The sequence below is a fragment of the Vibrio sp. 1-Bac 57 genome (assembly GCF_037546855.1).
Lineage (GTDB): Bacteria > Pseudomonadota > Gammaproteobacteria > Enterobacterales > Psychromonadaceae > Psychromonas.
In genome coordinates, this window is the sequence record NZ_JALAAC010000001.1 from 186,531 (window position 1) to 209,068 (window position 22,538).

Genomic DNA, 22,538 nt, shown 5'->3' on the forward strand with positions numbered 1-22,538 from the left:
TTTTTCAACTCAATGTTCCTTGGTTGGTAAAGTCAGGGCATATATTTAATAATAATGTAATTCTCAATAGCCGTTAATGTACAACCAACCTCGTTTAATAACTTTATTACTTACCCTCATTAGTTAACCTTAGTACTTAACTTTAATACTTACCTTCAATAATTAATTACAAATAAAGTTTTTTTGATTTGCATTAGATGACAGTTGTATCAACTAAAGTATCATTTTATGGATTATCATATTAATTATTACTCCTTATTGAATGATAGATATTATCTATTTTTAATTCATAAATTGATTATAATTAATGTAATTTTAATGATCACTTTTCAAGTGATAATATTTGAAAATTTGTTTTTATCTTATGTGGAATGCTGTATTTATTGAGTTTTTGTGAGGTGCTAGTCTAACTTCTTTACCCTTTGAATCTCTAAATTGAGATCTAGTTAAGACTTTCTAACAAACAACAATGCTGTGTATAAAATCTTGCGGTACGCTAGTTGTTGAAAAATAAAATCCAATAGATTGATCAACTTTAAGTATGACAGAGTAAATACATAATCTAATTTAAAAGTATTATTTAATTATTAAAAGATAAGAAAATGAGGGATACAATGAAAAACGGAAAATTGAGTTTTGTACTAAGTACTTCTATTGCTATCGCATTGTCTGGTTGTGCGACAACGGATAATGCACTAACAGGTCCAATTAACCTTGCTGGTACACAGGCCCCGCTATCTGTGGTAGCAACTGAATCAAGTGTGCATGATGGCAACGGCCCAGATCGTTTAATTGATGGTGATATTTCAACGCGTTGGTCTGCTAGTGGTGATAATTCTTGGGCTGTGCTTGATTATGGTCAAGTGGCAGAATTTGATGCAGTGCGTATTGCTTTTTCTAAAGGCCATCAGCGTTCTAGTAACTTCGATATTTTGGTCAGTGAAGATGGGAGTACATGGAAAACGGTGCTAGAAGGTGTTAAATCATCGGGTAAAGTTACTTCGATAGAGCGTTTTCCATTTACAGCAGTAAAAGCCCGTTATGTTAAGTATGTTGGCCATGGTAATACTAAAAACATGTGGAACAGCGTTACTGAATTTTATGCGTTAAATTGTGCTGTGAATACATGTCTTGCTAATGAGTTTATTACACCTGATGTAATTGCTGCTAATGAAGCTGAAAACAAAATTTTAGATAAGGCTGCAAAAGCCAAAAAAGCGAAAGAAAAAGCAAAAATGAAAGCATTACGATTGGGAGATTTTGGTACGCACGTGCCATTAAAATGTGATTCAGCCATCTCTGATTGTAGTAAAAAAGTATGGTGGGATGTACCGTTAAAATCACCGACTATTCCAGCCGTGCCATTAGCGGGTAACAAACCTGGAGAAAACTTCGATTTAACCACTTGGTATTTATCACAACCCTTTGACCATGATAAAAATGGAAAACCTGACGACGTTAATGAGTGGTATTTAAACCAAGGTTATGAACAACCTGAACTTTTTTATACTGCGGATGATGGCGGTTTAGTGATTAAAACTTTTGTTAAAGGTACTCGTACGTCTAAAAATACTAAATACACTCGTACAGAGTTGCGCGAAATGTTACGCCGAGGAGATAAATCTATTTCTACCAAAGGTGTTAACAAAAACAACTGGGTATTTGGCAGTGCGCCAGAAGCTGATCTTAAAGCCGCTGGCGGTGTAGACGGTGTGTTAGATGTCACAATGAAAGTTGATAGTACCACTTCAACAGGTGAATTAGGCCAAGTAGGTCGTTTTATTATCGGTCAAATCCATGATCAAGATGATGAACCTATTCGTCTTTACTACCGTAAATTACCAAACAGAGATACTGGTTCTGTTTACTTTGCACATGAAAATACCTTGGAAGGTTCAGATAATTACTTTAGTTTAGTAGGTGATTTAAGTGGTGAAGTTGACGATGGTATTGCGTTAGGTGAAGTATTCTCGTACCAAATCAAAGTTCAAGGTAATACCATGACGGTGACAGTAAAACGTGATGGAAAAGAAGATGCAGTTCAAGTTGTTGATATGAGCAAAAGTGGTTATGACCAAGGTGGTCGTTACATGTACTTTAAAGTAGGGGCATATAACCAGAATAATAGTGGTGACCCAGAAGATTATGTTCAAGCAACATTCTACAAAATTAAAGCATCACATGATCAATATAAATAGTAACAATCGACTTTGTAAATAATGAATCTGTAAATAAGACCCTATTAATCATTACAGGGTCTTAATTTTTGATAACGTTTAACTATTGATTATTTAACTAATATTGAATATTTTACTAATAATGAACATAAAGCCAGTACCTTTACTGGCTTTATATTTTAAATTGCTTTGGACTAGCTACGATAATTTCTCATTCTTCATTTCACTCTTTATAGATGATTTAAATACTTGTTACTTATTATTTGAATCTAAGATTATAAATAAAAGTGTATTATAAGTTATATTAAATCCATTAAAGATCTTATCAATTTTGTTGCTTAAATTTATCACTTCTGCATTTATGTTTTTATATAAAAGATAAAAATCCTACACTGTTTATGCCTAGTATTTGCTCTAATATTTAATTAAATTGCGATAATTACCGTCTTTGTCTTCTATGCTCAGCACTTTAATTGTTATCTATTCATTCAAATACAACATTAAAAGTGCTGTAATAGCATTTCTTCAAATTGTTTTATTAAATTCATTCTTAAATGGTAGTGCGCAAATGGTAAAAGGTAAGTTTGTTACAGGTAATATTTTTAACCATATTATTGTTATGTCATCGACTAATGCAATTGGATTAACAGCATTATTTTTGGTCGATTTAGCGGACCTTTTCTTTATCAGTTTGTTAGGTGAAACCGAACTAGCTGCAGCGGTTGGTTATGCCGGCACGATTGCATTTTTCACAACTTCTATCAGTATTGGTTTATCAATTGCAATGTCGGCTTTGGTATCAAAAGCTATCGGGCAGCAAGATCGAGAAAAGGCACGACGATTAGTCATTAACATACTCGGTACAGGGTTCATTATCAGTGCATTAGTGGCAGCAGTAACTTGGTACTTCACGCCTGAATTAGTCAGTTTAATTGGCGCAAAGGGAGAAACACATCAACTAGCGGTTGAATATTTACGCATATTATTACCGTCACTGCCTATTTTATGTTTGGGCATGAATGCTGGTGCTGCTTTACGTTCGGTAGGAGATGCAAAACTTGCAATGTATACAACGTTAGCTGGTGGGGGTGTTAATGCACTGTTAGATCCGTTATTTATATTTACCTTTGATCTTGGCTTACACGGTGCGGCAATTGCTTCAGTTATCGCTCGCTTTGCTGTTGCTTTTGTTGCCATTTATGGGGTGACTAAAGTACATAAACTAATGGGCACATTTAATATTAAACATTGGTTAGCTGATCAAAAAGAAATTTTCAATGTTGCCATTCCTGCAATGAGTACCAATATTGCCACGCCTATTGGTAATGCTTATGTCACTATGATGATTGCTGGATTCGGAGATGGATTTGTTGCTGGATGGGCAGTAATAGGGCGTTTATTACCGGTTGCATTTGGAATGATCTTTTCCATTTCCGGTGCTGTTGGCCCGATTATCGGACAAAATTTTGGTGCCTTGTTATATGATAGAGTTCGCCTAACTAGCAAACGAGCTATCGAGTTTACAGCTGCATACGTAATTATTGTCGCCTTGATTATTTTTCTGATACAAAATCAAATAATCTCTATTTTTGGTGCGCAGGGCGATGCCGAAGAGATGATTCGTTTCTATTGTACATGGCTATCTATTGTGTTTGTTTTTAACGGCCTAATCTTTATTGCTAATGCAACATTTAATAATTTAGGCTTTCCTAGTACATCGACAATGATGAATATAGGCAAGGCAACAATAGGTACTATTCCATTTGTTTATTTTGGAGGACAATGGTTTGGTGCGTTAGGTGTTGTTGCTGGGCAGGCCGTTGGGTCTATATTGTTCGGTTTAATTGCATGGTGTTGGTCATTACGTATATTAAATAAATTAGGTGATGATCCGAAAATGCAATGTGAGCAAGAGGATGATATAAGTCTTAATTCTGTACTCCCTTTAACCCCATTTTCTTCTAGCCGTATCTATCTGTGTTCCGATACTGATGAATGCCTAACTGAACAGCAATTAAAGGATATCGAAGTTATTGAGGGAAAAGAAACAACTAAAAGCTGATTAAGATTAATTGGCTATTTGAAAATAAAATCCGTTAAAAATAATATTCATCGCAAGGATCTACGATGAATATTAATGATCAATACCTTTTTATAAGGTGTCATCAACGATGACCCCAATCTTCTAAATTAATTTAAAAGACTGCTACTTTAAAAGACTACTAAGATTGATTGTTTGATCATAAGATTTAGTAAACAACGGCGAGCTAATTTCAAAGTGTAACGGTAAATCTGGATTCGTCAGCATAGAAAATACATTGCTAAACATATCACTTGGTTTGATACTTAGTGGTAGTTGTAAGCTGCTTTTACCAGTACTAATTTTTTGACTCGTTAGTGCGCCTTTAAAGAGATCATTACCCTTTGAAGACACTGAATATGTTAGGTCATCAAGTGGTAAATTGAAATCATTTTGGTTGTCTACATCAACACTTAAAACAATGTCTAATTGTGAAAAGCTAGCGTTAACCACTTTCATATCTGCGATAGTTAATTCTGGTATATATAAAGTCGCAGATTTTTCAAATGGAATTGGTAGACCGAGAGTATTTACATTACCCTTCACTTGATAATCTAATTTTCTATTTTTAAATAATAACTGCTGTAAGGATGTTAGCGTTTCTTGAGTAAGTGCAATCGAAAGACTGACATCTTTATCACAATTTGCAGGTAAAGTGCCTATGGCATCGGTTTCACCATTCAACATTTTTTCATTATTCAGTGAAAGTTCATAGCTAATGGAATTCACAGGAATAGGATAACCATTCTCGTTGGTAATAGTAAATGTAGGGTTCAGTTCAATACGATCCATTGATACTTCACCTAGTGCAATTGATTTGTAACCTACTTGTGGTTGTTTAAAAAGACCTTCTGTTAATGTTGAACATCCTGATACCAAAGTTATCATGGCAACAACTATTAAATTTTTAATCATAATTTTTCCTGTTAATTTAAGTTCTAGTAAAGCAGTATTTACAACTCGTTGTTGAATAGCGCAATGTTGATACCCCATATCATGGGTTACAACTTATTATTTATAGTTTTCAACATTTATTATAACAGAATCAATAGTTAGTTCTTTGAATTGAAATAAGAACAAGATAAAAATATTGCATGAATTAAACAAGTCAAAAGCTCAACCTAGTTATAAACAATTGTTATGAAAAATAATAATTTCTTCATTACTTATATAGAATCTTTGTCCACTTAAGTGATTGACTTGCGATATAAGGTCAACTTTATATGCTCACTTGTGTCCGGGAAACCTATCGTTCTTTACAAATAAACCTGATGGTCAATAGAGCCTAACCAAGTATAAAAATAAAACTTCATTTATCTTATTACTTGAGTTCAGATCCTGTATTGACCATAAGTTTGTTTTTAATCAATGATACGTTACTTAGTCAATTGATTAAAAAGCAGTTTTTGTTATTGTTGCCTAAATAAAAACGATTATAACTTACAGCTTTTAGGAGATCGTCATGGAGTACAATAATTTTATCATTGCAAGAGCATTGCATATTGTTGCAATTGTAATGTGGATTGGTGGTGTTGCATTTGTTACTACGGTTTTGATTCCATCTATCCGTAGTGCAAAGTCTATCGATAATAAATTGCATCTATTTGAAATGCTTGAGGGTAAGTTTGGCTTTCAGGCTAAATTAACAACGGTTATAACAGGTATTTCCGGTTTTTACATGCTAGATGTGATGAATGCATGGTCAACAATGAACTGGTGGATTCATATTATGATTTTTGTCTGGTTTATTTTTACCTTAGTATTGTTTCTCTTGGAGCCGCTTATTTTACATCGGTGGTTTCATCAACAAGCTGAAAAGAATACTGAAAAAGCATTTTTCTATTTACAGTTGATGCATACTATATTGCTTTCAGTTAGTTTAATTGCTGTTTTTTGTGGTGTAGCTGGCGCACATGGTTTATTTTTTTAATTTATTGAATTCAAGTAATAACAACACATTTATTATTTAATAAAAGCAAATATTACAGTGCGTGCATTCCTAGTACTGTGGATATTCAGTATAAGGAAAAATGTAAGGTCTATATTGTGTCAATGCGATTTAATGCATTCATTACATTGACATGATCACTATTTTTAGCAAACTAATAACTGTTAAGGAACCGTGTTTAACGCGTTCCTATCTATATTAGGCATAGTAAAAATAGTAGGCGGACTATCAAGTTATGTACTAACGACCTAGTAGTTTTTTAAACATGCTTGAAATGATGGAGGCAAAACTAATTGTTTCAGCATTTGAGGCGCTATCTGCACTTTCAGCTTTAATGGCGGCTTTATTGTCTGGAATAGATTTTATCAATTTTGATAAACTGTCTTCGTCAAAAATGAACCCATTACTATCATTCTCTTGCTGATCATATTTATCGATTAATAAATCCAGTATATTGATGATAGTACTGGTTTTATTGAGTGAACCTATATTATCAAACACTGCACCATTACCTAATTCCACAATCCGCCTACGGGCACGGAAATCTTTTCTTTGCTGGCTGAGTTCTTTCCAACTTAATTGATTAACGGTGGTAAGTATTTTATGGTCATTGCGCCAATATATTGCATCTTTACCAATGATTAACCCCCTATGAAACTGAGTAAATGAGGTACGCATTGCGGCTAAGATATATTCTTGGTCAGGAATATCTAAAACAGCGCGTGCATAATGCTCGATTTCTTGTGGCACAAGAGGATTCATATTAAAATTATTTTCACCATGGTAATAGGTCAAAATATTTATTACTTCATCCAACATGTTCATTTGTAACTCCTTGATAAAATTAAGGTACCTATCTTACCTAGGTTTAACAGGTATATACAGGCTAAAAATATACTTCACTTCTCGTTTTTACTATATTTTGTATGACAAATGTAAGTAGCAGTTTTGATCGTGGTATTTTACTTATTAAAATCGATAACAATTTAATCTCATGGTTACAATTGCTTTTGGGAATCAAGGAACAGCAGATACCATCTGCGCAGGGTTAATAAAAAGATTTCAACCTATTTTTATGAGCGAGTTTAGTGTAGAATCCCGCCTTTATTTTTGAATAACTTGCAATAAAAATATCAGAATTTAAAGCGTTATTATTTGATGCTTTCTTATCCTTTTTCTTCTATAACAAATAATGAAAACAACTATGAAAAATATAACGATAGCAACGCACAATGGTAACTTTCATGCGGACGATGTGTTCAGTATCGCAGCCCTTAAATATATCTTTCCAACTTTTGAACTAGTAAGAACACGTAACTTAGATGTTATTCAAGAGGCTGATTTAGTGATTGATGTGGGTGGCGAATATGACTCAGAAGAAGGGCGCTTTGACCATCATCAACGCGGTGGAGCCGGGGAGCGTGAAAATGGTATTCCATATTCATCATTTGGCCTAATTTGGAAAAAGTATGGGCTAACGATTTGTAATAATGATCAAGATGTTGCAAATTCAGTGGATGCCGGTTTAGTTTCTACTATTGATGCAATAGATTGTGGACATGTAGAAGGGGTTGCTCAAGGCATTAGTTTAAGCCAAACTATTTCGATGTTTAACCCTACCTGGCAAGAAGATGGTGATTTTGATAGCTGTTTTGACCAAGCGGTAGAGTTTGCTCACGTCGTTCTATCTCGTTTTATTGCCTCTGCTAATGGTGGAATAAGCGCTAAAGCTATTGTTGCGAAAGCTATTACCGAAGCAGCAGATCCCCGCCTTATTGTACTGCAACAATATACGCCATGGAAAAGAACGGTGCTTAATTTGTCTAAAGAAGCATTGTTTATGGTTTATCCATCTCAATCGGGACATTGGAGAATTCAAACTGTTCCTGTTGAACTTGGTTCTTTTGAAGATAGGAAGTCGCTACCTAAGTCATGGGCTGGTTTATCGGATGAAGCATTACAACAAGAAACAGGCCTGACAGACGCTATGTTTTGCCATAATGGTTTATTCATTGCTGGTTGTGAATCTTTTGAAAACACCATGAAAATGGCATCAATGGCACTTTCTGAATAGTTTTTTAGCCATAAGTTAACAAGCTGAGTATTTGTCTCGCTTGTTAACTGCTTAAGATTTCAATTTAGCCCTTCAACACCTTCTTTAATTGTTCTATTCAACTCCATTCTTTGATCGAAGTTCCTTAAATGAAGCAAATATATATGCGCATCACGAAAAGTGAATTGGTTGCTCCAAGGCGGTAAATTGATTTGTATCATTTTATTTACTACATATTTGATTAGTTGATTTTTAATCCAAAAATAAATTAAATGTTAACATATTGATTTTGCGATAAATAAAATAAAAGTTGAAAATATTTGTCTATTCCTTTGGTATTATTTTTTTTCTGTTCTATATTTTCTGGGCGGTAAAGATTTACCGAATACTTATAAACTTTTCTCATTTAGATGTTTACATATTGTAGCTAGAAAAAGGCAAACTAAGGGAAACTTTAGGACGCAAAACCACCGGCCTGTGGACAATTAATTGTCTATGGCAGCGGGGTTACCGAGGCGGTAAATATTATCCCTCCACTTTTTTAAACATATAATACAATGTCACTGGACGCTGAATGATCACTTTTGTGGAGGCAAAAATGAATCAGCACCTTTTTAGCGTAAAAAAATCATCTCTTGTTTTATTTTCACTTTTAGCAGGTAGCTCAATTGCTTCTGCTGAAAACCTAAAAATAAATTGGACCGATAACTCTACTAATGAAGATGGCTTCATTATTGAAAAAAGAATTCAAGAAAGTGACCTATTTGAGATTGTTTCTACTCTTCCAGCTAACGCTAGCAATTTTACAGATTCTAACGTTATTGTTAATCAAACTTACTGCTACCGGATTGCTGCATTTAACCAAGCAGGACAAAGTACTTCTGATGAATCATGTTTAGAAGTCTATGAAGTTGCAAGCTCAGAAACGCCAGTAGAACCAACTACACCAGCAGATACTACAACTCCAATTGAAACAGATACTCCAGCAGATACAGGTATTATTTACACAGCGACTGACATTGCCATCTCACATGAGTTTACAAGTAAACCAAGTATCATTGAAGTGGGTGAAAAAGAGTTATATTCATTTAGAAGTGAAGCTGCTTATAACGAAGAATATAGCGACGATAGCATTGCAAATAGTCAATTTTCAGTTAATGAAGGAAAAGTTGGTTACTATGACCGTAATTACTTTAGTTTTCAGCAAGATGGAACTGAGTTGGCTAATGGTTATGCGTTAATGAAATTTAATACCGGTAATAAATTGTCATTTGATTTAGTAGGAAATGGTCAAGAACAAAATGCAACTTTATATATGCAAGCAGGTGTTTGGAGCAGCAATGTTTCAAGTGTAATTGTCACTGTTGGTAATGAAGTAGAAACGATTACTATACCAAGGGGCTTCGCTTGGCAGTACTTCTCTGTTTCTATTGCATATGACGGTTCTACACCCGTTACCATTAGTACAGATAGCGATCAAGGCGGATATAGTTCAGTAATGTTCGCAGGTATTGTATTAAACAACGCAATAACAGCTGTAGAAGAAGTTGAAGCTGTACAGGCTGTAAAATATGCGGCACTTCTTTCAGTTGATACCAAAGCCGGCTATACAATTGATGTTGCAGACGCAGAGTTTATGACACACGATATGCAATCAGGAAATCATGATCTTACAGATGCACAAGTTGAATCAATCTCATTTTCTGGCAAAACTTATGATGTTACAAAACGTTATAACTTCACTGACCAGAATGGTAATGACTTCGTAGGCTATAAAGGTATGAGCTGGAAGGAAGAGAATGGTGTTGCACTTAAACTTAAAAGTGGTGAGTCTCAAGTTAATGTAGCTTCTCTATACTTTTCAGCGGGTGCTTGGACTAGAGAAACTGCTGCTGTTGAAGTTGTGATTAACGGCGTAAGCGAGATTATCGAGTTGAGTTCAGGTTATTCTTGGAAATATATGCAGGTAGACGTTGAATTTGAAGGTGAGTTAGATATTGATATTCATCCAGTAGGTACGATAGGTGGTTACAGTGCCTTCAACTTTGCTGGTGTTACATTGAACTAGTCAAAGTTTAAAACCCAACATTAACAACCGAAGCTTAATAGCTTCGGTTTTTTTGTTTTATGAATTCATCGAGTATTCGAGAATTGATACAGCTCCTTAATTGCCCCTGTAATAAAAAGAGACTGCAATAAAAATGTGCGGGCGTGGTAAACCCTCTCTAGCAATATCTACTCTGATTGGTTAATTTGCCTTTAACGGTATAAAACTAATTTCACAATATTTATTCCGATCCACATAAACATCTGAACAATCTTGCTGGTTAAAATTGATGAAAACTTCGTTGTTCTCAATCAAAATAGCTAGCTATTACTTAATCAAACGCCTTGCCCTCATTAATTTCTCCTTCGAATTTTTTGACCATTTGATCAAGTGCAATGGAATTGCTGCAAAAACTAGTTATATGTAGTGATAAAAAATATTTAAACATATCGATATTTAATTGTGTACATCCTACTAACCATTCTAAAAATTGATGATAGTTCTGTGCTTTAATGTTGAATCAACCCCTTTTTTATAGCAGTAGGATTTTTGTTGTTACTCACTAACAGCATTATGATAGTGTTTAACTAGTTTTGATTGCTTATATAGATAACACAGTTAGCTAATAGGGGGAAAGAACATGAAAAAAACGCGCACAGAGCATGACAGTATGGGAGAGCTTGAAGTTGACATTAATGCTTTATATGGAGCGCAAACACAACGAGCAATTAATAACTTCCCTGTAAGTGGCCTTAAATTACCGGAATCATTTATTAGAGCTTTGTTATTAATTAAGTCAGCGGCCGCGACTGCAAATATGACGTTAGCACATTTATCTAAAGAGAAAGGGCAAGCGATTAATCTCGCTATTGATAAGTTATTAGTAGATGCAAATTTAATGGACCATTTTCCCGTTGATATTTATCAAACAGGGTCTGGTACTAGTACTAATATGAATGCTAATGAAGTCATTGCAAATGTAGCGAGTCAAATTTGTGGCGAAAAAATACATGCAAATGACCATGTTAATTTTGGCCAAAGTAGTAATGATGTGATACCAACAGCTATCCATGTTAGTGCATCAATTGCATTGCATAATAAACTTCTTCCTGCGTTAAAATCATTATCTAGTACTATTCATATTAAAGCGCAAGAACTTGATGCTTTCACTAAGAATGGACGCACGCATTTAATGGATGCAATGCCGATACGTTTTAGCCAAAGCTTAAATAGCTGGGCAACGCAAATAGAGCAAAACATAAACCATTTACAGTTGTTACAACCGAGTATTCAACGTTTAGCTCAAGGTGGAACGGCCGTCGGAACGGGTATCAATGCTGATCCTGCTTTTGCTAAAGTATTTAATACCGCTCTGTCAGATATAACTGGAATTACATTCAAACCTAGCAATGATTTTTTTGCTGCAATCGGTACTCAGGATACTGCCGTTGCATTATCAGGACAACTTAAAACAACTGCGGTATCTATTATTAAAATTTCCAATGATTTGCGCTGGATGAATTCGGGACCTTTAGCTGGATTGGGTGAAATTAAACTCGAAGCATTACAGCCTGGTTCTTCTATTATGCCCGGTAAAGTTAACCCAGTGATCCCTGAATCTGCATGCATGGTCGGTGCACAAGTGATCGGTCATGATGCAGCTATAACCATTGCAGGGCAATCAGGGAATTTTGAATTAAATGTAATGTTACCCCTAATTGCTCATAATCTAATGTCCAGTATCGACCTTTTATCCAATGTCAGTGTGTTATTAGCAGATAAAGCGATTAAAACCTTCACGGTTAATACACAAAAAATAAACGACACATTAGCTCGAAACCCAATATTGGTAACTGCGTTAAACTCGCTAATTGGTTACGAAAAAGCGGCGATGATTGCAAAAATAGCCTATCAAGAAGGGCGGCCAATTATTGATGTAGCAGAACAACACACCGATCTTACCAGAGATAAATTGGAGGTTTTACTTGATCCTATCAAGTTAACCGAAGGTGGTATCCCTCATTAAGCAATGATAAAAATTAATTGTTAATTGTTAATTGTTAAATAAAACCAAATCATATTTGAAGTGTATTTGTAATAACTCAACGTAAATATGCTAACCTCAATTTTGGTTATGCCGCATAAACGTATCGAGTAATGTCCTTTATACGTCATTTTTATGAATAGAACCTGTTCAACTCATGGTTTGCTGTTTTTTACATCTTGGGTTACAACGGGTATATGTAGCATTTTTTATAATTTTTAGAGGAACGAATGAACAGTTCAATTACATCTTTTATGAGAAACTTTTTCTCAAGAGCGTTAACCATCATCTTTTTTGGTTTAGCTATTATTCTTGTTATTTCACTATTTACGAACGCAGTACAAGGTTTGATAGCACAATCTGATTTAACTGAAATCCTGCTCAAAAGTATTAACACTGGGATCATTGCTTTGGCCGTATTTGAACTTGCGCTCATTATTAATAAAGAATACTCGGAGCCTGGTGAAGATGATAATAAAAATGCAATTGAAACTTAACGTGGTACCTTACCAAGGTTCATTGGTACTGTATGTGTGGCATTATCTTTAGAAGGTTTGATCATGGTTATTAAATATAGCCAACTAGATTTAGCTGGTAACTTGTATTATCCCGTAGCGATCATTACCAGCACTGCATTGCTTTTATCATCACTGGCCCTTTTCTTGTATTTAACTGATAAACAAAAATAAATGTTTAATTAGTTATTAAAATTTGGGGAACAAAGCTAGACAATACTCAACGACATAATAAAAAAGCCTTCAAAATTTAATAGGTCTGAAGGGACCCCATTAAGTTTTGAAGGCTTTTTGTTATCTACTGAAAATATAAAAAACACAGTAAATTGTAAGTGACTTATAGGTAAATACCACTATCAATGAACTGCGAGATAAGTACTATTGACCTCTGTTTATAATCTAGTACGTTTACGATTTAAAACGTTTTACTAAATCATCTAAACTTGACGCCATACATTTTAGTGAATCCGTTGATGATTCAATATTCTGAGAGGCTTGCGCACTTTGTTCTGTACTGTCACTGATATTCACCACATGGATATTAATTTCATTGATCACGGCAGATTGCTCTTCAGTAGCGGTCGCAATTTGCATATTAAGATCTGAAATATGTTGAACATTTATAACAATTTCACCCAAGACTTCATTTGTTTTATGTGTCGCTTTTAGTCCAAGAATTGCTTGCTCTCTACTTTTATGCACTGAATCCACTGCCATTTTCGAACCATCTTGTAATTCAGATATCATTTTATGAATTTCATCGGTTGATTCGTTCGTTTTCTTAGCAAGATTTCTGACTTCATCGGCTACTACAGAGAAACCTCGACCGTGTTCTCCTGCTCGTGCTGCTTCAATTGCGGCATTTAGTGCTAGTAGATTAGTTTGATCTGATAGACCACGTATCACATCAAGAATACCGCTGATCGAATCACTGCGTTTAGCTAAATTTTCAATACTAGAGGTTACACTTTCCATATCGTCAGCCATATGGCTTATGGTAGCTGTCGATTCATTAACAACTATCTGTGCTTGGGCTGTCATGTTAGTAGCTTCATTGGTTGTTTGCGCCGCTACACCTGCATTATTAGCTATCTCCGCGATAGTACTGCCCATTTCGTTAATAGCAACGGACACCTGATGTGCTTCATCACGTTGTTTGTCTAATGATACTTTAGAGGCGTTAGCATCTTGATAAACATTCTCAGAAGCATTCTTTATGTCAGTTGATGTTGACTTAACATCTTGAACAACAGTGCGGATATTAGCTACAAATGCATTAAAGCCTTTTGCCAATTCGGATATTTCGAAAGCGCCATTTTCGTTAATTTTATAGGTGAGATCTCCTTCTCCTTCACCTAATTCACGAAAGGTAACAGCCATTTCTTTAATTGGCAGTACTAAACGGTTGCCTATAACAATACTTATTAACACAAATAATATGGTCACGATAACAAACATCATTAGCATATAGTTTCGAGACTCATCCAAGCCTGCATACAGTTCAGATTTAGGTACTTCGGCTATTACATACCAACCTAAACTGTTTATATAACTGGTCGAAATAACAAAATCACCTACTTCTTGGAAAGCAAAATTTTGCTTGTTAAATAGTTTATCCTTGTCAATATTTGCATATATATCCTGGATATTTTTATTCTCAGCATAGTCTCTGTTTCTATGAACTTTAACTAAGCCATCTTGATCCGCTAAGTAGACAAAACCACTTTGTTCAATCTTGAAGTTTGTTAAGAATTTAGCGATTTCATCAAAGGATTTAGAAACACCTGAAGATCCACGGCCATTAACCTGCTGATAGTTAACAAAGATATCGATAGAACCGTCAGAGTTAGTATAACTACTTGCAGACTCTTCTATACCACTTTGCTTAAATTTGAAAAACCAACTGTCATGATCGTTATTTTGTAATTGACGTAAAAAACCTTCTTGATTCCAATATTTAGCTGTATTGAGGTCGATGTAAGAGGCATTACTTAATCCATTAGCTTTGGCTACGTCTCCTAAATACTTAACCAACATTTTTTCGCCTGCCGCATCTTCACCGTTATCTACCCAAGAGGCAATAAAAGCATTACTGGCAATTGCTTTGGTTAACGCTTTCATTTGGGATATTTCACCATTAACGGCTTCCTCAACTCGTTGTACTAAGTTAGGAAGTTCAGAGTTTTCCAAACGATTAAGCAATTGGTCTCGTGATTTCATTTGAGCAACAAATGCAATCACACTGGTCGATACAATGACGGCAAGTAAAATCGTCAATATTAATCTATTTTTGATAGAAAGTGAGCGCATAAAAACCTTAATTTATATAGATATTAGGACTTAAAAAGAGCAGGTAAAGTAACATTCGTAGCATTAAAATTACTATAAATATCAATAGAATTGCTCAATAGAGGTAGAAGTGTAGCACTTAGTAAATAGTTAACCATTAATTGAAGATATTTTTATTAATATTTTTTTTAAGAAAATTATAGGTATTTTATTCTGTATTATTTACATTAACTTAACTGATTATCAGCTCGGTTAAGTACATCTGAAAGTAAGATAAATTGACAATTTATAGCGTGTCTTTATCTCTAAATCTCACAAAATTGAGTATTAAAGATGAAGTGGATAAAGGTTAATAAAGTAAAGAAGAACACATTAAATAATGGATCAATGTTACCCATTTTAAAAAGGTTAATTGAGCGCGGAATGCTGCACTTGAGCTTGGCCTTAAATGTCGCTGCTTAGTCGCGCCACTAAGAGTTAAATTTTAGTGGTGCCACTAAATGGCGCCATTAAATAATAACTGGCAACTTTTCCTGAAGGGTATTACATCTAACTTATTGTATCAAAGAAAGAAATAATTTTTGAGTAAACTGAGGCCCATTATAAATTTAGAATAACAGAAAGCTTTTCGTTTGGAATTTAGTCATCGACACAATACAGCTTATTAGGTCGATGATTGAATGAAAGCAATCATAAATATTCGCAACGTATAAGCGCTAATAAATATGATCCTGTTGTCATTAATATAAATTCAAATTAATTAAACGTTACCTAACCATATATCTGCATTAATCTGCGGTTCTTTTTTACGTTTTTTCTTACCGGTGCCGGCGGGTTTAGCTTTCGGTTTTTCAGCGCTGCCAAATACATTGTTGATAAATTCAGTTGTTTCAAAACCTGCAACTTGCTCTCTATCCAAACGCAATTTGTTCTTTTTCTCGATGACATTAAAATGGTGGTAATCGTCATGGTCAATAATTGATAATGCTAATCCAATTTCTCCTGCTCGACCACTTCGACCAATACGATGCATATAATCAGATGGACTTCTTGGTAAGTCAAAATTAATCACTACTGGCAATTTTTCAATATCTAAGCCACGCGCGGCGATGTCAGTTGCAATTAACACTTGGATTTCACCGTCTTTAAAAGCTTTTAGTACTCGTGTTCGTGCACCTTGACCTTTGTCCCCGTGAAACACCTCTGCCTTGATACCTCGCTTAGCAAGTTTGTCTGCTAGGTGGTTACATGCATTCTTAGCATTAACAAAAATTAAAGATTGCTGCCATTGATGTTGTTTAATTAAATGTGCTAATAATGCTGTTTTTTGTCCCTTATCAACGGTAAATACACGTTGCACCAATGTACTGGCATCGGCACTTTGTAACTGTATTTCAGCGGGGTTGTTTAACAAGGTTTTAGTCAATGAGGTGACTTGATCAGGGAAGGTTGCTGAAAACAATAAGGTTTGTTTAGTTTTTGGAAGAAGAGCTAATATCTTTTCTAGTTCTTCAGTAAAACCTAAACTTAACATGCGGTCTGCTTCATCAAGAATTAAACATTGTACATTATCAAGTTTGAGCGCATTGCTTGAAATTAGGTCTAGTAGTCTACCTGGTGTAGCAACAAGAATGTCTGCACCACCTCTTAATGCAAGCATTTGTGTGTTAGCAGAGACGCCACCAAATACAGCAACAGTTTTAATTGCTCCGTTAAAATGCACTGCATAAGATTTAATACTATCTGCAACTTGTTTTGCAAGTTCACGTGTTGGCACTAAAATGAGCCCAGTAACATCATTACTTCGTACTTGGTTCGTATTTTTTGATACTTTTTTGTAAGCAGGTAATTGTTGTTGAAGTTGTAACTTATGAATCTTTTGTAGTAATGGCAATGCAAAAGCTGCCGTTTTACCGGATCCGGTATTGGCTCCTGCAATTAAATCCTGGCCATCTAATATGCTTGGAATGACTTGCGCTTGGATAGGTGTAGGATGCTCATAATTCAACTCTGTTAAGCGCCCTAACAAAGGTGAAATAAGACCAAGTTCAAGAAAGTTGGTTGCAGTATTGATCGTTATCACTGGGTTTGTATCATTGCTCATTAATATAAAAGACTCGTTGCTAAATAATAACCATCCATTTTAACGTATTTAGTACGTTAGAAGTGAATTAAATAGAATAAAAATAATCACACTACAATTTACATTAAACTTGTAGTTAATAGATCACCAACTAGCGAGTAGTCGGTGCACTGATTTTTTTGGGGTTCTACAAAGCAGCTGTATTTGTTGAAAACTTAAATCAAATAAATTGTATCTTTCACCTATATTATCAAGCATTGCTAACCAGAGGTGGCTAGTCATTTGAGCATCGTATAATGCGCGATGAAAGTCGCCAGTATTGGCTATATTAGCAAAGCGGATTAACTCGCCAAGTTTATGGCTAGGCGCTTCTTGAAAAATACGACGAGATAACAGTAGTGAACAGCCTATATCACCTAAATGTTGTCGGTTTATTTGCGCCAATTCTGATGATAAAAAACGTTTATCAAAAGAAGCGTTATGTGCAATCAAATTATCATTTCCAATATAATCAGAAAACTCTGTCATAACTTGGCGGCATGACGCTGCTTGAGATAACATATTATTAGTGATGCCTGTGTATTGCTCAACAAATGAATTAACTGCAAAACCTGGATTCATCAATGATTGGAATTGATCTTTTACTTCACCGTTCACGAGGCGGACTGCTCCAATCTCAATGGCTCTATCGCCTTCATTTGGCGATAACCCTGTTGTTTCAAAGTCAAAGATAACCACAGTATCTGCTCGCATATCTAAAAATCTTCCTTTTGCTGTATAAATAGAAATTGTGGATCGCCTTATTGATATATGGCACTTTCCTTAATTATAAAGGGAGTTAAATTAACATAAAACACATACTTAGTATAAATCCATAACAATTAGCAGCCGATAGTTTGAGTATTGAATAAAGGATATATAGTTTTTGTGCGGTTATAACAGATGAACAATCAGCTATGACCAAGAATATTGGGAATGTTTCTGTGAGCCTTTGGTCTTTTAACCCGGAGTGAACAAAAGTAAATAAGCTATTTAACCTGGTTTTATGCATTTCAGGGTGGGCAAGTGATATTTCATTCTGTATGATTTAGATGACTTTCATGGTGATGACTGATTTGTTTTTTTGTGGTGAAATTATTTGATCATAAATTGCCATGGAAGTAGATCTCCCCACATTCATTATTTCTTAATATTCGAGGGGATTCCTCAGGTTTTATTCTCTAAGGTTAAAGTTGTCATTTCATGTAATTACTGAAATTAATCAGAACTTGTTGACTTCTGCATATGCTTGGCTCAGTAGATATTCAGACTAAACGCAATGACAGCAATCATAAAAGGAATATCATATTCCCTTATCTTGACTTGTATCTGATACATTAGTTTTCTTCCAACTATAAATCATTTGATATAGGTTATGTGTAATGATTGGGATAATAACACTTATCATTCATACATTAATTAGTACACTTCTGAGTAATCCTTGATACTAAGTTACTCAGATCAAGGGTTACTGATATTAATTTATTAAAAATGAACTTTAAAAGTAGATTAACTCTAAACAATCATCTTAAATATACAGTTAAGGTTTAGCTAAGATGTTTTTAATGAGTTTATTCAACTCACATATTTATCGCTTGCTTGAATGATTAAGTAATATCTAACAAGGAATGTTTTAATATGACCCGAATAAGTAATAGTGATGACAATTCTGATTCAGATAAATCTGACAGCAAAGGCTCAGATAATGATGATTCAAGTAAACGCTTTGAAGAGTCCTTACACGATATTGAGGGATATCTTGATGCTGTTTTTAATAACATGGGCGATCCCATTTTTGTTAAAGACGAATCATGCCGATTATTATTAGTTAATGATGCTTTTTGTAACATGTTTAACTTACCCCGAGATCAAATTATTGGGAAAACATTAGCAGAAAGGGTTCCCACCAATGAGCGTGAGCATTTTTTATCGATAGACAAACAAGTATTGGAAAGTGGTCAAGAGGTATTAAGTGAAGAAACATTAACCATTGGCGGCTGTCTAACCAAAACCGTTCTTACTAAAAAAAATCGATTTGTAGATTCCAAAGGTAATTACTTTTTAGTAGGAATGACCCACGACATCAGCGAACGTAAAAAAATCGAAGAACATCTCAAACTTGCAGCCAGTGTTTTTTCTCATTCAGGTGAAGAAATATGCATAACCGATCACAATGCCAGAATAATAGAAGTTAATAATGCTTTTACACGGGTGACTGGGTTTAGCCGAAAAGAAGTGTTTGGCCAGCATTTAAGTTTTTTACAGTCAAAAAGACATTCGTCAGAATCTAACAAAGAAATGTGGGATCTATTGCACGAAGAAGGCGCCTGGCATGGTGAAGTGTGGCACCGACGTAAAAATGGCGAAACCTATGTGCTAATGAAAACAATTAGTGCAATTTATGACGATAACGGAGTAACCACACATTATGTTTCTTTAGGTAATGATATTACGCCGATCAAAACCCAGCAAGACCAGCTAGAGCATATTGCACATTACGATATGTTGACGAACTTGCCTAATCGTTCACTGTTAGCTGATCGATTAACGCAAGCCATGTTGCAATGCCATCGCCATAAACAATCATTGGCCGTCACCTTTATTGATTTAGATGGTTTCAAAGCTGTTAATGATGCCTACGGACATGATGTTGGTGATCAATTGTTGATCGCGCTATCGATGAGAATGAAGCAAGCATTACGCGAGGGAGATAGTTTAGCCCGTATCGGTGGTGATGAATTTGTTGCAGTATTAGCGGATTTGGTAAAACCGGAAGATTGTAAGGTCATTCTAGATCGATTACTTTTAGCTTCATCTGAAGCCGTTACTATTAATGATGTTATTTTCAAAGTATCGGCAAGTATTGGCGTGACTATCTACCCGCAAGATAATGTAGATGCCGATCAATTAATGCGTCATGCAGATCAAGCGATGTATGTAGCAAAAGGATCGGGTAAAAATTGTTATCACTTATTTGATACAACGCAAGATGATGCAGTAAAAGTACAAAGGGAAAGCTTAGAAGCAATTAGGATTGGCTTAGATGAGCAACAATTTGTACTATATTATCAGCCTAAAGTTAACATGCGTAGTGGCAAGGTTACGGGAGTAGAAGCACTGATCCGTTGGCAACATCCTACTCGTGGTTTACTCAATCCAATGGAATTTTTACCTGTTATTGAAAATAACCCCATGAGCATAGAAATGGGTGAGTGGGTTATTGACACTGCATTATCACAAATCAGTGAATGGCAAAAAATGGGGTTGAACTTACCGATTAGCACCAGTGTTAATATTGCAGCAGTGCAATTACAGCAATCAATGTTTACCACAAGATTAGCTGAGTTATTAGCGCGACACTCCGATGTTGATCCTAGTTATTTAGAACTTGAAGTATTAGAAACAAGCGCACTAGATGATGTGATGCATGTTTCGAAAATAATGAATGCCTGCATTAAGCTAGGTGTTAATTTTGCTTTAGATGATTTTGGTACGGGTTATTCTTCGTTAACCTATTTGAGACGATTACCCGTTAATTTAATCAAAATAGATCAAAGTTTTATTCGAGATATGCTTGATGATCCAGATGATTTGGCGATCGTAGAAGGTGTGATAGCTTTAGCAAAATCTTTTAAACGAGAAGTGATTGCCGAAGGCGTTGAATCTATTGAACATGGTACTGCATTGCTAAAATTAGGTTGTGAACTTGCACAAGGTTATGGCATAGCGAAACCGATGCCTGAGAGCGAAATACCTAAATGGGTAAATGAATGGAAACCTGACATTGCTTGGAAGCTTAAGTGAGGTTTATGTGATTTAGTGGTATCACTAGATTTTGTTTGTAGAGGCAATAGATAGTTGTAATGTGTTGCTCATTCCAGCAGCACTTGTTAGTGGCTTCCTCATCATTTCTGAGTGATTTCCATCACGACGGAGTGCATTACTTAAATGCCTTTATCTTCATTCAGATAAGTGGGAATAGAGCATAGTAAAAGATAGATTCAACAACCTATTTTCATAATAGAATCAATTACTCTCATAATAAAATCAATAAAGCTTTTCTCAATCCCAGCCAGCAATTATCAATGGGTAAATAGCAATGTTTTTACTACTCTTTATTTTAACCAAGATCTTTACATACAAAAAAGCCAGGCTTAAAAAACCTGGCTTTGACAAATAGATACACCACAAAAATTAATCTTTGTGTAGGTGAACATCCATTTGTGGGAAAGGAATATTTAATCCTTGTTTAGGGAATGTTTTGTATATATTTTCATTCATATCAAAGAATACTCCCCAATAATCTGCAGCATTAACCCATGCGCGAACCGTGAAGTTAACTGAGCTGTCTGCTAACTCTGCAACAGCAATAACGACAGGTGTATCTTGTAAGATACGAGTATCTGCATCGCAAAGTGCTTTAATTGCAGCACGAGCAACATCAAGGTCATCACCATAAGCAACACCAACAGTCCAATCTACGCGACGTTTTGCTTCAGTTGAAAAGTTAACCATTGAACCAGAAGACAATGCAGCATTAGGTAAAATGATTGTTTTGTTATCAGGTGTTTTTAAAATAGTATTAAAAATTTGGATTTCATTTACCGTACCAACATGACCTTGTGCATCAATGACTTGGCCAACTTTAAATGGTTTGAAGATTAATAACATTACACCACCAGCAAAGTTTTGTAATGTACCTGAAAGTGCCATACCAACAGCTAAGCCAGCAGCAGCTAAAATAGCAACAAACGATGTCATTTCAATGCTAAGCATACCTAATACAGATATAACTAACATAACCTTAAGTAATGTGCCCACTATACTGCATAGGAAAGGTTTGAGTGACACATCCATATTGCTTTTGTCTAAGATTTTACCGAAAGTCTTGACCAAAATTTTGATCAACCAGCTACCGATAATCCATACAACAATTGCACCGATTAATTTAGGGCCATATTCAAGCGCCATTGTTTGCGCCATCGTAATTACTTCTTCTGCCGTCATAATTTTATTCCTTTAGTTTTAAAATAGTATTAATTACTCGGTTTAACTAAACAAAGTTTAAATTTGTAAATAGTTATACCCGTACCAGTCCTTTGATTAATATTTGACCATTAAACAAGCTTCGATATTTTACATTAAATTTGTAACGGATTAATACTGAAAATTTGTATTTAATTAAGAAATGAGAAAAATAACACTTTTATAAGAAGTAGAAGTGCTTAGGAAAGCAACATAACAAAGACAGTTAGGGGAGATA

At 35.0% G+C, this 22,538-nt stretch carries 15 protein-coding genes and 1 riboswitch; of the genes, 9 read left to right on the top strand and 6 right to left on the bottom strand.

Features of this window, described 5'->3' with window-relative positions:
* The first annotated feature begins 614 nt into the window (after nt 1–614).
* Entirely contained in the window at nt 615–2,198 is a 1,584-nt protein-coding gene (locus MT391_RS00725; RefSeq protein ID WP_499496610.1) for a polysaccharide lyase family 7 protein, read from the top strand.
* Nucleotides 2,199–2,745: 547 nt separating this feature from the next.
* On the top strand, nt 2,746–4,239 hold the full coding sequence (locus MT391_RS00730; RefSeq protein ID WP_499496695.1) for an MATE family efflux transporter: 1,494 nt from the start codon (nt 2,746–2,748) through the stop codon (nt 4,237–4,239).
* A gap of 144 nt (nt 4,240–4,383) precedes the next feature.
* Here the strand turns inward: MT391_RS00730 and MT391_RS00735 are convergent, their stop codons facing one another.
* On the bottom strand, nt 4,384–5,172 hold the full coding sequence (locus MT391_RS00735) for an LEA/WHy family protein (RefSeq protein ID WP_499496611.1): 789 nt from the start codon (nt 5,170–5,172) through the stop codon (nt 4,384–4,386).
* Between the two features lie 547 nt (nt 5,173–5,719).
* On the opposite strand from MT391_RS00735, the gene MT391_RS00740 reads away from it, so the two are divergent.
* Nucleotides 5,720–6,187, top strand: coding sequence for a hypothetical protein (locus tag MT391_RS00740; protein WP_166371369.1), 468 nt, complete (start codon nt 5,720–5,722; stop codon nt 6,185–6,187).
* 258 nt (nt 6,188–6,445) lie between these two features.
* Here MT391_RS00740 and MT391_RS00745 read toward each other — a convergent pair whose 3' ends face one another.
* Nucleotides 6,446–7,030 carry a hypothetical protein gene (locus MT391_RS00745; protein ID WP_166371371.1) on the bottom strand — a complete coding sequence of 195 codons (585 nt, stop codon included), beginning with the start codon at nt 7,028–7,030 and terminating at the stop codon, nt 6,446–6,448.
* A gap of 379 nt (nt 7,031–7,409) precedes the next feature.
* Here MT391_RS00745 and MT391_RS00750 point away from each other — a divergent pair, with 379 nt between their 5' ends.
* The 5 genes from MT391_RS00750 to MT391_RS00770 all read left to right on the top strand — a co-directional run bounded on the left by MT391_RS00750 (nt 7,410) and on the right by MT391_RS00770 (nt 13,038).
* A complete protein-coding gene (locus tag MT391_RS00750) occupies nt 7,410–8,279 on the top strand; it encodes an MYG1 family protein (RefSeq protein ID WP_499496612.1) in 870 nt (289 codons plus the stop codon).
* A 405-nt stretch (nt 8,280–8,684) separates the two neighbouring features.
* Nucleotides 8,685–8,773: riboswitch (cyclic di-GMP riboswitch) on the top strand.
* 83 nt (nt 8,774–8,856) lie between these two features.
* Nucleotides 8,857–10,326: a fibronectin type III domain-containing protein gene (locus MT391_RS00755; protein ID WP_499496613.1), complete on the top strand. Its 1,470-nt coding sequence runs from the start codon at nt 8,857–8,859 to the stop codon at nt 10,324–10,326.
* A 619-nt stretch (nt 10,327–10,945) separates the two neighbouring features.
* Entirely contained in the window at nt 10,946–12,331 is a 1,386-nt protein-coding gene (locus tag MT391_RS00760; RefSeq protein WP_499496614.1) for a class II fumarate hydratase, read from the top strand.
* Nucleotides 12,332–12,579: 248 nt separating this feature from the next.
* Nucleotides 12,580–12,846 carry a hypothetical protein gene (locus MT391_RS00765; RefSeq protein ID WP_499496615.1) on the top strand — a complete coding sequence of 89 codons (267 nt, stop codon included), beginning with the start codon at nt 12,580–12,582 and terminating at the stop codon, nt 12,844–12,846.
* Nucleotides 12,847–12,882: 36 nt separating this feature from the next.
* Nucleotides 12,883–13,038 (top strand): hypothetical protein, encoded by a 156-nt coding sequence (locus MT391_RS00770; RefSeq protein WP_499496616.1) that lies wholly within the window; start codon nt 12,883–12,885, stop codon nt 13,036–13,038.
* Between the two features lie 234 nt (nt 13,039–13,272).
* Here the strand turns inward: MT391_RS00770 and MT391_RS00775 are convergent, their stop codons facing one another.
* The 3 genes from MT391_RS00775 to MT391_RS00785 all read right to left on the bottom strand — a co-directional run bounded on the left by MT391_RS00775 (nt 13,273) and on the right by MT391_RS00785 (nt 17,989).
* A complete protein-coding gene (locus MT391_RS00775) occupies nt 13,273–15,141 on the bottom strand; it encodes a methyl-accepting chemotaxis protein (RefSeq protein ID WP_499496617.1) in 1,869 nt (622 codons plus the stop codon).
* 772 nt (nt 15,142–15,913) lie between these two features.
* A complete protein-coding gene (locus MT391_RS00780; protein ID WP_499496618.1) occupies nt 15,914–17,257 on the bottom strand; it encodes a DEAD/DEAH box helicase in 1,344 nt (447 codons plus the stop codon).
* Between the two features lie 123 nt (nt 17,258–17,380).
* Nucleotides 17,381–17,989: a 3'-5' exonuclease gene (locus MT391_RS00785; protein ID WP_499496619.1), complete on the bottom strand. Its 609-nt coding sequence runs from the start codon at nt 17,987–17,989 to the stop codon at nt 17,381–17,383.
* 924 nt (nt 17,990–18,913) lie between these two features.
* Here MT391_RS00785 and MT391_RS00790 point away from each other — a divergent pair.
* Complete coding sequence (locus MT391_RS00790; protein ID WP_499496620.1) at nt 18,914–21,079, top strand: sensor domain-containing protein; 2,166 nt, start codon at nt 18,914–18,916, stop codon at nt 21,077–21,079.
* A gap of 390 nt (nt 21,080–21,469) precedes the next feature.
* Here the strand turns inward: MT391_RS00790 and MT391_RS00795 are convergent, their stop codons facing one another.
* A complete protein-coding gene (locus tag MT391_RS00795) occupies nt 21,470–22,282 on the bottom strand; it encodes a mechanosensitive ion channel family protein (RefSeq protein ID WP_166371389.1) in 813 nt (270 codons plus the stop codon).
* Between the last annotated feature and the right edge of the window lie 256 nt (nt 22,283–22,538).